Below are 11,967 nucleotides of genomic sequence, written 5' to 3'. Positions count from 1 at the left end.
CGCATCCTTAAAACTTTAACCTTTAGCGATCGCCTAATTTATGAAAAATACAGCTCATACAGTTACTTTTATGTTACATTATCAATATTTATGTAATATGTAAAGATGCCAGCGCTCATTGCTATAGGTCGGATACCCCAATAGAATTTTTGGGTGATGTCTGATTCTCTGGTGGGGTAGGCAGTGCCTGGGCAGTATTAGCCATTAGTAGGGTTATACTGAAAATACTAGGACTATATTTTAAAATTTTATTAAGAATTTTTTTCATTTAGTTTTAACTCATACCTCTTGATTATTAATGGAATTTACTGTGTTAGTAAGGATTAAAGCTATAGTTGATCAGCACTGACTGCTTTGCCGAGCTGGTTAATAGATAATAACTTATTGAGTTATTCTACTATTAATTTTTTATTTGGCAAGGTTAAAGTCTTGAGTATACTATTTTCAATTATCAATAACCTGAGAAAATATAGTAATACCATTTCTCAAAAGTTTTGCTACATCTCCTTGGAAGTAGGGAATAGGGAGTAGGGAATAGGGTTAAAAGGCATAAGATATTTTGGATTAATGCCGATAATCCTCTACATTCATTACTGAATCATTATTATTACTTAATAACTGAAGTTCATCGGAAGTATAGCATTATTTTTGGGAATTGGTATAATACATACTGATATATTTATATGCTATATCAGTATTTGTAACGTAGTATTAATTGGTATTGCAGGAAAAATGAAGAGAATTAACTATGTATTATGTATAGCTATTGTGCGCTCAGGTTTTGAAAATTAATCGTTTATTTAGATTTGAAATAATTAATATTTATTATCAAAATATTACTATAGACCCGATCGTCTGTGACATTGGCCGGGTAAAAGTGATTCATTAATGGATAAAGGAGCAAAGCATTAGAAATGAAGTCTATCCCTCACTCCTAATGCTTTACTCCCTATTAGTAAATTATTAAGCGAAATAACTCAGTCTACCTAAAAATTCATTTCAGCAGCTTGAACTTTCTCAACTTGTTTCTTCTTCAGAACTAACATAATCTGAGCTAGCATGACCAGAGCAAAAAATGCCATCAACCATTTAACTCGATTTGCATCTTGCAGCACAATTTCAATATCTGTTTGACCAAAACCACCGACATTAGGGTCATTTGTAATAACTTGACCCGCTTCAACAGTATCTCCTACAGCAACTAAAAGTTCTGGGCCTGGAGGCACTGTATCCACAACAGTCTCACCGTCAGTAGTTACAATAGTAATGTTATTACCTACATATTCTTCAAAAGTAATATCAGTAATCTTACCACTAGCAGAGATGTTGTAAACAGTATTATTGCTCTTATTACCAGCAGGATAAACCTGACCACGACCTCGGTTTCCGCCTACATGAATAGCATACTTACCAAAGTGGATAGATTTATCAGTGGCAGGATCTGGAGATAAAACCGGGAAAACAATCTCTTGATATTCTTCTCCAGGCATTGGCCCAACTAAAATAACGTTTTCTTGGTCTTCAGAGTAGGGTTGGAAGTAGAGACCAGAAACCTCTTCTTCCCATTCTTCAGGTATTCTGTCTTCAGGTGCAATTTTGAAGCCTTCAGGCAACATCAATACAGCACCTACATTTAAGCCACCTTGACTACCATCACCCAAGACTTGCTGCACCTCAGTATCATAAGGAACATTGACAACAGCCTTAAATACTGTATCTGGTAGTACAGACTGAGGTACTTCTATTTCGGTAGGTTTAGCACCAAGGTGACAGTTAGCACAAACAATTCTGCCTGTAGCTTCTCTAGGAGTTGCTGGAGCAGTTTCCTGGGCCCAGAATGGATAGGCATTTGCTGCCTGGGGATGAGTTATATCACTTGTAAAGAATAGGGCTATAGTTGCGATCGCGACTACCATAATCTTGGCGATCGCCTTAGTCATACTACCCAATATTGCCGCTCGGTCTACTTTTGACATCAGTTGTTCTGTCTTCTCTCAAAATCAAAAACTTTTACAAATATTTTGGATTTACCGAGTAATTAATAATTAATAATTAAATAATTCTGGTTTAAAGCCTCCCTTTTAAGGGGAAAAAAAAAGAAATAATATTTCCTTATATTCAATTCCGTAGCGGTTTTAACCAGAGGTAATTATCCATTATCCATTATCAATTATCCATTATCCATTAATGAATGATTGCTTACCAATCAAAAATCTCTTAACTAGCTATCAGCTTTTAGCATTTCCGTACCGAAATGCTCCGCAAACAGCTCTCAGCTTTTAGTAGCTCTGGGTTAAAAATTCCCAGCAACTATTACGCTGGATGGTTGAGTTGGGGTAAAAATTCCCCTTCTCAAGGTCAAAAAAAACGATTCTACTGAGTGCTGACCGCTTCTTTAAGTCCACCAAGGGTTTTCTCCGGTGCGGAAGTCTGTTTCTTCCCACTGGGTGAAGACCAGTTTATCATCACTAACATTGGCATGGACTAATGCCAAAGACAAAGGTGCTGGCCCCCTAACTACTTTCCCTGTACTGTTGTACTGAGAGCCATGGCAGGGACAGATAAATTTATTTTCACTACCATTCCAAGGGACTACACAGCCTAAATGAGTACAAACTGCATTTAAACCATAGTTAGCTAAAGTTTGATCTTCTTCAATCACTACATAGGTAGGGTCTCCCTTTAGACCTTGTGCCAGAGTTCTTTCTCCAGGATTGTGATTGGCCACAAAGTCACTAACAATAATATCGTTACCAAGGGCGTCTTTGGCTGTCACCCCACCACCTGTACCTCCACTGGATGGAGGAATAAAGTAGTTAACTACTGGATAGAGCGCTCCAAGAGCGACCCCGGTCACAGTGCCAAAGGTGAGAAGATTCATAAATTGGCGACGTCCCATATCGGGTACATCTGGTGTTCCTTCTGCTTGAGCCATGAATAGATTGAGTGTTTTTTATTAATGTACGTTTGGTGTTTTTGACATCCTCTACGGCCTAAAGATACGGAGATTATTACCGAACCTTAGATCCTCGAAGGGTTGACGCTTAACGGAGTGCTGCACCCACCCCTCTTGCTCCCCTCCCGGGAGGGGATGGGTTAAGCTTCCCTCCAAGTCCATTTTGTGTCTCCGTTAGCGCAGCTGCTCCGGAGGAGGTATGTCCTCCGGCGACCAATATATTTACTGCTGCGTTTTCGTCTCTATCGTGCTTACTGCCACAGGTGAATTATGTGCAGACAAAAAATAATTGCTGTTAGTCTGCGACCACAGCCCAGCTTACAATATTTTGTTAAACAAATTGCAACTTAAAACCATTTCCTGATTATTATTACATTATTTAAACTTTTATTGTTCTTTTCATTAAGAAATGTAAATGTTGTGATTGCAAGGTCTATGACTAGATAATTAGATTTATAGCAGAAGGAAGGACCGAAAGACCGAAAAATTTCGCGTTGTCTGAGTTTTAAGCTTTTGATATGTCCGCGCCCTTTCCTTCGACTGCTATTTGAATGTAGTATAATTTTTTACTTTTGGAAACTTGTTTAATAGTTAGTTTTTCCCAAATTAACTATTGAACTTGAAAATTTACGCAAAAACACTACATAATCCTAAATAAAACTATAGTGCGACACTATATTTAGTGTTTAGAACTCAAAACTGTAGAAGTTATAATTTATCTAAAATCTAAAATATATGATAACTGGCAAGGAATTACATCAACTATTACTAGATAAGTGGGGTAAGTCTTATGATATTCAACTACGGCGGACAAAAGGTAAAATATTTGTGCAGGTAATGTGGAAGTACCTTGAGCAAGTATCTTTTCCGATGACTGAAGTAGATTATTTGGCCCACCTAGATGCAATAGCCACCTATATCAATGGTTTTGGTGGTGTAGAAACTGTTAAGAACTATATTAAGAGTACGAAAGAAAGACCTAGACTAGGTAAGGCAGTTAGTATTCCTCTAGACTTAGGTGAGAGAGCTTCAGAATGGATGGTAGAAGAATTTTAACCAGAGGGCGCTCAAAATACTACAAGATTCTTTGGCCCAGTAGTACATCTCGATCTGGGTGTATCAGAGCAACTTCTCCATCATCCATCACCACACCTAAAACCAAGACCTCAGACATAAAGTTAGCGACTTGACGTGGTGGCAGATTTGTAACTGCTAGAATTAATTTGCCCACTAAATTTTGACGAATATAGAGCTTTGTTAATCCTGCGCTAGACTTTTTGATGCCAAATTCACCAAAATCTATCCACAGTTTGTAAGCTGGTTTTCTGGCTTCTGGAAATTCTTCTGTACCAATAATTTTTCCCACCCTTATTTCTATTTTCTCAAAGTCAGAATAAGTTATGTTTGTCATTTTTTATCTTCTCTAAATTAGATTGAGTATCATAAATCAGTTTAGTATTTGACTTGATTAATAATATATATGGAATCGATTAAACTATTTATCGAGGTTAAAAATTCATCTAATAATTGCCATACAAGTATTGAGATCAACCATTTATTCTATTCAACCCCTTTAAGTAAAAAAACAAAAGGATATAAATCATGGAATAGGTAGTAAATTAGTCACGAAAATTAGCAGTATTTCGTAAATTTTACACAGAATAAATTTAAGCAATTAGTGATTATATATCCTCCCATAAATTTTTAGCAGAACAAGTGCTAATGAAAAAAGTAGAAATAGGAATTTATCTGGCAATTATTCTCCAAAGGGAAGTAAAGATTGTCGAAAATGCACTAGTATTAGTAACTTGATTTAGAGGATAATTGCTAGGATAAATGACATTAATTCAGTCATAACCCAAAAGTACAAATTTCATAGTTGTTAGTGATAGAGAAATAGCTCTAATACCAATTTCATAAAATATTGCTACAGTCTCGACACGGGCAACAGGCAACAGCTCATCTGGCAACAGGGAAAGAAAAACTGGATAAAAAAGAGGAAAAAATGCTGAGTTTTGACATTTGATGGATATATAAAATTTTTAATTGTAGCAATAAATGACAAATTAAGATGTAACTACCTTTTTTTAATTTGGTATAATTGGTTTTGATGATATTGAAACTATTAAAAATACTCATCCTCAAATTGCAATAAATGCTGACAAACTGTTCTTCTGTCTTAATGACTAATAGCAATAACTTAATTATTTGTAACAAAAATTTATCAAAATGGTATTAGATATTTCTAGAAATAAAAAATATATTTAGCCTGTTAGTTAAAATCTTTAAAAAATAACTATTTGAGTTAGGGAATAAATCATTCTTCATTAAAGAATATTACTGAAATAATTTTCTTAATTCTACATTCGGAACTTCACGCGCTTAGTATAAAGGGCAAGTAGTCAGTAGTCATTTAGGGGAGCCGTTGATTGGCGACGTACATTAGTTAGTAAGGAATGATCCGAGCTAATTATCTGGCTCCATCAAGTATGTATGCTTAATTTATTCAATTTAATTTGGCTTTTGTCTCAGTTAAATTATCATGATTTATAGACTATAAATACTTATCAACTTACTGATGTTTGTAGTACTTTCTTATCTGACAAATTGACGTGCGGAATCTGAGTTAATGGTTTTAGTAGTATTCCTAATTCCGCACAATAAAAAAATGGATTAGAGAATGGATATTAGTTAATTTAGGAATCAAAAAAGGTACAATAGAAGCGATCGCCTCCATTATTAATTACATAATAACAATAGTCGGTATCTTAATCGTATTATATAAAATAGTCATTGAATTAACTTCAATTACTATGGTTACTGGATTTTTAAGTTTTGATATTAGTATTGGTATAAAAAATTATTATTAGTAACTTTAGTTGATAAGCTGGTTTTTTGCCCTCTGGAAATTATGTTGTAGTCATAAATTTTCCCAACTGTTAAACAAAATCTGCCCTATTATAATCGAACTGTGTACCAAAGTTATAGTGATACAGTCGCCCTTTTTCCATTAACTTAATAGCTTAATCGATACCATCTTGTAGAACGGGGTCTGGGTATTTAGAATCTTTGGTAAATTTCATTGATTTTTGTGGTTGATAAGTTTTCCTACTGGAAACTTAATTTTACTTCTATGATTATCATAATAATACTCTATACCAATGATATTTTTTTACTTACACAATTTTTAAATAGACTGAGGTTGAACCTCTTTTACATTTGCTATTTAATTTATATATTTAATTTTTCCTCATTTATTAAATACACTGGGTTTAAGATGAATTGGATACTTATAGAAATAAAAAATATATTTAGCTTCTTAGTTCAAATAATTCTATTTGAAATATTTGAGTTAGGGAATAAATCATTTTCCATCAAGAATATTACTGAAATAATTTTCTTAATTGTTTTAGTAGTATTTTTCTCGCGCACAATAAAAAATTGGATGAAAGAATGGATATTAGTTAATTTAGGAATCAAAAAAGGTACAAGAGAAGCGATCGCCTCTATTATTAATTACATCATTACAATAACTGGTATCTTAATTGTGCTTCATAATGCAGGCATTGACTTAACCTCAATTACTGTAATTGCTGGTGCTTTAAGTATTGGCATTGGTATTGGTTTGAAAAATATTATTAGTAATTTTGTTAGTGGTTTAACAATTTTGATTGCTCAACCAATTAAAGTCGGAGATTTTATCGAAGTTGATGATTTATCAGGAGTAGTAGAAAAAACCTCAATTCGTTCAACTGTAATCAGAACTATTGATGGTATTTTTGTGATTATTCCTAATAATTCTATAGTAGAACAAAATATTATTAATTGGAGTCATAAAGATTCGACCTCTCGCCTACATATTCCCATTGGTGTTGCCTATGGTAGCGATACAGACTTAGTAAAAGAAGCACTTTTAGATGCAGCTAGAAAGGAAAAAAAAGTTTTATCTAATCCTTCACCAAAAGTTTGGTTTAAAGGGTTTGGAGATAGTGCCTTAAATTTTGAATTATTAGTTTGGATTAAATATCCTACTCTAATAGATCAAATCAAAAGTTATTTAAATTTTTTAATATATTCAGAATTAAGTTATCGGAAGATTTCTATTCCTTTTCCCCAAAGAGATTTACATATTCGCCAGATTAATGATTTAATTCAAGCACATAAAAAAGCAGAGTCAACAACTGTTGTAAAAAATCCCAAAAACCTTTCAACTTCCTTAGTCAAAAATATAGCAAAAACTAAGCAAAATTCCTCAAAATGGAATTTACGAGATTTATTACGACAGATTAGTTATTTCAAAAAATGTAATAATATTGAACTACGAGATGTTATTGAAAATGGATATAGAAAAATTGTTCCTCGCGGTGAAATAATCTGTCTAGAGGGAGAGTCAGGAGACTCATTTTATATTATACTTTCCGGGTCGGTAGAAGTATTTTCAGAAAAAGCAAATAAGTATATTACAACTAGATATGCAGGAGAATTTATTGGAGAAATGTCTCTAATATTAGGGATTACTCGTACAGCGAGTCTTCGTGCTACAGAAGATACCATTTTATTTGTAGTAGACCGAGAAAATTTACACAATCTTTTGGCAAAACACCAAAAACTAGCAGACAAAATTTCTGAAGAATTATCCAGACGTTTAGAGACTTTAAAAAACTTAGGATTACTGGATAAGCAAGAAAATTCTCAAGAAACAGCAATGATTTGGATTCGGAATCGAATTTATACTTTATTTGGTATTTAAATAGGGCTTGCTGAATAAAGTCTTTTTGTAGGGGTAGGAGACAGGAGTCAGGAGATAGGAGACAGGAGACAGGAAACAGGAGACAGGAGACAGGAGACAGGAGACAGGAGACAGGAGGAACGGGGAATGAGCGAGGAGGTAGGATTCAAGAATTTAGAATTACCTCTCCTTTAAAAGAAGAGGATTGACTCAAAGGAAATTTTTTCTTTTTATCCCCTTAAAAGGAGAGGCTTTATACCACAATTTTTCGGTAACAATTGTCAATTTGGGATTTTTCTGCCCAACTATGCGCCTAAAATACTAGCTTTTTGAGGGTTTTCAACGTGATAACTGGCACTGCAATTCGACCCTCACAGTACTCAAACCTTTATATATCAATACTTTTATAATTAATCAGCAAGCCCTAAATAATCAAAGCTTGAAGAAGGAATAGGGAAGAAGGAAGAGGGACAAAGACTATTGAGCAACAAAAAACCTAAATTTCCTGTAGATATTCACCCTTGAGTTTACACAAACGATAAAGTGCGGACATGATGCTATACCAAATCCGGTTATTATAGGGTAGTTACCTAAATATCCAAATCCTTATCAGACAAAGATTTTGAATTTTTTGAATATCTCCTTACTAAACCGGATTTGGTATTACTCACCCTTGATCGGAAAACTCTGAATACTGAGCGAATACTTCAACCCCTGTCATATTCTTCGTTTTATTTGCAAACGAGTAAAAAGACGGTTTTTGATCGATAAAAATCTGCTGCTCAAAGGTAAAATTACTGTCGTTATCAAGTAGGCCAACTGGAATAATGTAGTCTCCTTCCTGTTTCAGTCGATAAAATAAATGACTCCCACGCTTGCTACAAAAACCACGTTTGGCCCATTCGGAAGAATTGAAAACAGATATATTCTCACTGCCTTCAAAGCGAATCTGATTACCACATTCAATCGCCAGAAGAGGTCCACCCATCCATTTTCTGTACATATTACAGTGGCAAGCAGCTACACTTTTGCTATTTGTCTTAACAAAAATGTGAACTGCACCACAAAGACAACTTCCCTGGTGTTCACTCTTCACTGACATATTTATTTCCTTCTAAATATTAGGGGTTGCACATTATGGAATGATACTGCCAAAAAGAGGTTTAGACTTTGACTAAAAAAACCTAATATTAATCGTTCTAGCAATTATCAAATCCAAAATCAAATTCAATCAAAAATCTCAAATCATTCGCCACTGTGCAACGCCAAATATTATATAGATTCAATATTTTTATCTTTTCTTTTGCAGGTTTAATATCCCACTGTCAATAAGACTGCTGAAAAGTTTGGAGTTTGTAGACACGAAATGGCGTGTCGAAGACTATCCCCATGCAATTAGACCTTCTGCCTTCTACCTTCTTCAACGTCCTATCAACTTGACTACAAAACTACCACTCAGATAAAGAGCAACTACTGCTCCACCTAATAAACTTTGAGTTAAAGGATCGGTTGAAGGAGTTAAAACTGCTCCTAAAACTGCTGCACCTAACAATACATATCTCCAGCCAGAAAACATTTGCTCAGAAGAAACAATTCCCGAAATACCTAACAAGAATTGCAGAATTGGAACTTGAAATGCTAATGCTGTACTAAACATTAATAGCAATACAAATTCAAAATATTGTTCAATTGACCAAGCTTGTTCTACTACTTCCGATCCATAACTAATAAAAAACTTCAAAGCCGCTGGTACAATTGCAAAATAAGCAAATACTAATCCCAATCCAAATAAAACTGTAGATCCTAAGAAAATGGGTCCGAGAAATCTTCTTTCTCTAATAGTTAAACCTGGTAGAACAAACTTAACTATTTGATAAAGTATAAAGGGACTTGCCAAAAGAAAACCACTATAAGCAGCTACTTTAATAGTTACAAAAAAATATTCTCCTGGAGCCAGTTGGAGAAACTTTACTCCACGAGCAGGAACTTCTAGAAATTGGACAATAGGTTTAACTACAATGAAGCAACCGATAATACCTACTACTCCTGCTATTAGAGAATAAAATATTCGCATCCGTAATTCTTCCAGATGGTCAAATATAGACATTTCCACATCATCAGGAGCTCGATCGAGATAATCATCTTCTTCTAAATCTTGACAATCGCCTACTCGAGCTGTATTATTTGGCTTAACTTCAGGCTCTTTCAAGCTTACAGGTGCTAAATTATGATTATCTGAACTCTCTGGAGGAGTGCTAGTTTCTGGAGGTGTCATATCTGTTTTTGATTTTAGATTAGTCTGTATAAAAGTTCTTATTTTCCACAGTGTAGACCATTGTACCGAGATTAAGTAAGCAAATTCATCTTCTCATACTGTAGTTTGCGGGTAATTTAGGTCTATTAATCAGCCTTGAAAAGAAGTAAAAATCACGAAAACAAGAAAAACTGACTATTGATAGGTGAAGATTAATTGCTGTATTTAACCCATCTATAATTTTGTAAATGTTCAGCTGTCAGCTATTAGCTATCAGCAATTAATTTTGGGGAAGGTAAAAGCAACCTTTGAAATTAGTTTAATAGAAAAGTTACTGCCATGGGTCACCTTACCAAACCTGAGAAGTAATTATTTATTACTAATTGCTGTTTGCGTAGTATTCCGTAGGAAATGCTTACATAATTTTTGCCTCAATCATAGTTAATAGAGTTGGAAATAAAAATCTTGGAGCCAAATTATGTTTAACAAAAGATGGAAAAAAAATCAGATTTTATCCTTTCTATTTATATTAGTCTGCATCAGTAGTATCACGTTAAATATTCTTCTACAAAAACAACCAGCATTTGCTCTGCAAGAATCAGAGTGGGATACATTATTAGAAAATCAGGCTGTCAAAGAAGTTGTGAATAGAATCGAACAAACTTGGGAAAAAGCTTATGAAAATTATTTTGGTGTTAATCTCTCAGACTTTACATTAACTGCTGAAACTATCGCTAAACAACTTGATTTATGGAAAATTCAAACTGATAAAAACCCTGGGGTTGTTTGGGTATGGCCAAGAAAAAAAACCATACAGTTAGTATTAATTACTCCCAATCAAATACCAGTTATATACAGTGTTACTGATCTAGAGCAAAAGACTGTATTAAATACAGCAAAAATATTGGCTGGGGAAATCACAGATCCCAGAGGACGTCACAGCAATTCATATCTAAAACCTGCTCAACAAATTTATCAGTGGATAGTAGCTCCTATCGAGCCAGAATTAGAAAAGCAAAAAGTAGATACAATTCTTTTTTGTCTAGGACCAGGTTTACGCAGTTTAGCATTATCAGCACTACATGATGGAGAAAAATTTCTCATAGAAAAGTATAGTATTGCTTTAATTCCCGCCTTTAATATGATCGAAACTGAGTATAATTCCAGAAAAAATATGCAAGTATTAGGAATGGGGGCATCAGAATTTATCGACCATAAATCTTTACCAGCGGTACCAATAGAATTAAAACAAATTACACAAGAATTTTTCCCAGGCAAAGGGTTTATCAACGAGACTTTTACAGTTAAAAATTTACAATACCAACGACAAAAACAGAAATTTGGCATAGTTCATTTAGCTACCCATGCTGAGTTTAAATCAGGCAAACCTAGTAATTCTTATATTCAATTTTGGAATCAAGAAAAGCTAAATTTAGATGATATTAGAAATTTTAAATGGCATCAACCAAAAGTAGAATTGTTGGTATTAAGTGCTTGTAAAACTGCAGTGGGAGACCAACAAGCAGAATTAGGTTTTGCTGGTTTAGCTGTGCAAGCTGGAGTTAAATCTGCACTGGCAAGTCTTTGGTATGTTAGTGATGTGGGAACTTTGGCATTAATGAATGAATTTTATCAACATTTTCAAAAAAATCCACTGAAAGCAGAAGCTCTCAGACAAGCACAAATAGCAATGTTAAACGGGAAAGTAAACTTGAAAAAAGATGAGTTACACGGTTCTGGTAGTAGCGTAAAATTGCCACAAGAATTAGCAGAATATGGAAATGAAAATTTATCTCATCCTTATTATTGGGCTGCTTTTACTATTATTGGTAATCCTTGGTAATTTAGTAACTTTTTATCAAAAAAAGTTATACCTATTGCGACTTACAGAACTTTTAAGACCAAATATAGCCCAAACTCTCTCTGTCAGAGGCAAATACGTCACGGTTATTAGTTAACCAATCAAAAAAACGGAAAGACATAGCTGTACGAAAAGCGTACCATTGCATCAGTAAATGTCTTCAAAGG

8 protein-coding genes and 1 pseudogene are annotated in these 11,967 nt (G+C 34.2%); 3 read left to right on the top strand and 6 right to left on the bottom strand.

The window, feature by feature from the left end; all coding sequences use genetic code 11:
• Nucleotides 1-986: 986 nt before the first annotated feature.
• Together petA and petC are read right to left on the bottom strand one after the other, a co-directional pair.
• On the bottom strand, nucleotides 987-1,976 hold the full coding sequence (gene petA, locus F6K27_RS30320) for a cytochrome f (protein WP_287279610.1): 990 nt from the start codon (nucleotides 1,974-1,976) through the stop codon (nucleotides 987-989).
• A 419-nt stretch (nucleotides 1,977-2,395) separates the two neighbouring features.
• Complete coding sequence (gene petC / locus F6K27_RS30315; RefSeq protein ID WP_287279609.1) at nucleotides 2,396-2,935, bottom strand: cytochrome b6-f complex iron-sulfur subunit; 540 nt, start codon at nucleotides 2,933-2,935, stop codon at nucleotides 2,396-2,398.
• A gap of 759 nt (nucleotides 2,936-3,694) precedes the next feature.
• On the opposite strand from petC, the gene F6K27_RS30310 reads away from it, so the two are divergent.
• Nucleotides 3,695-4,012: a DUF3067 family protein gene (locus F6K27_RS30310; protein ID WP_287279611.1), complete on the top strand. Its 318-nt coding sequence runs from the start codon at nucleotides 3,695-3,697 to the stop codon at nucleotides 4,010-4,012.
• 19 nt (nucleotides 4,013-4,031) lie between these two features.
• On the opposite strand, the gene F6K27_RS30305 is transcribed toward F6K27_RS30310, so the two are convergent.
• Nucleotides 4,032-4,367, bottom strand: coding sequence for a tRNA-binding protein (locus F6K27_RS30305; RefSeq protein WP_124147626.1), 336 nt, complete (start codon nucleotides 4,365-4,367; stop codon nucleotides 4,032-4,034).
• A 1,866-nt stretch (nucleotides 4,368-6,233) separates the two neighbouring features.
• Between F6K27_RS30305 and F6K27_RS30300 the strand changes: the two genes are divergently transcribed.
• Nucleotides 6,234-7,706 (top strand): mechanosensitive ion channel domain-containing protein, encoded by a 1,473-nt coding sequence (locus F6K27_RS30300; protein ID WP_287279608.1) that lies wholly within the window; start codon nucleotides 6,234-6,236, stop codon nucleotides 7,704-7,706.
• A 646-nt stretch (nucleotides 7,707-8,352) separates the two neighbouring features.
• Here the strand turns inward: F6K27_RS30300 and F6K27_RS30295 are convergent.
• The gene (locus F6K27_RS30295) at nucleotides 8,353-8,787 is read right to left on the bottom strand and encodes a GFA family protein (protein WP_287279607.1); all 435 of its coding nucleotides are present in this window, start codon (nucleotides 8,785-8,787) and stop codon (nucleotides 8,353-8,355) included.
• Between the two features lie 318 nt (nucleotides 8,788-9,105).
• Nucleotides 9,106-9,960, bottom strand: a complete 855-nt coding sequence (gene tatC, locus F6K27_RS30290; protein ID WP_287279606.1) for a twin-arginine translocase subunit TatC — start codon at nucleotides 9,958-9,960, stop codon at nucleotides 9,106-9,108.
• 457 nt (nucleotides 9,961-10,417) lie between these two features.
• Here tatC and F6K27_RS30285 point away from each other — a divergent pair, with 457 nt between their 5' ends.
• Nucleotides 10,418-11,782 carry a CHAT domain-containing protein gene (locus F6K27_RS30285; protein WP_287279605.1) on the top strand — a complete coding sequence of 455 codons (1,365 nt, stop codon included), beginning with the start codon at nucleotides 10,418-10,420 and terminating at the stop codon, nucleotides 11,780-11,782.
• A 52-nt stretch (nucleotides 11,783-11,834) separates the two neighbouring features.
• On the opposite strand, the pseudogene F6K27_RS30280 reads toward F6K27_RS30285, so the two are convergent.
• Nucleotides 11,835-11,967, bottom strand: a pseudogene (locus F6K27_RS30280) (IS701 family transposase); the annotation flags it as partial.

The organism is Okeania sp. SIO2F5, assembly GCF_010692685.1.
GTDB classification, from domain to species: domain Bacteria; phylum Cyanobacteriota; class Cyanobacteriia; order Cyanobacteriales; family Microcoleaceae; genus Okeania; species Okeania hirsuta.
Note: the sequence above shows the minus strand (reverse complement) of the source record. Positions and strands in the feature narration are given on the sequence as shown.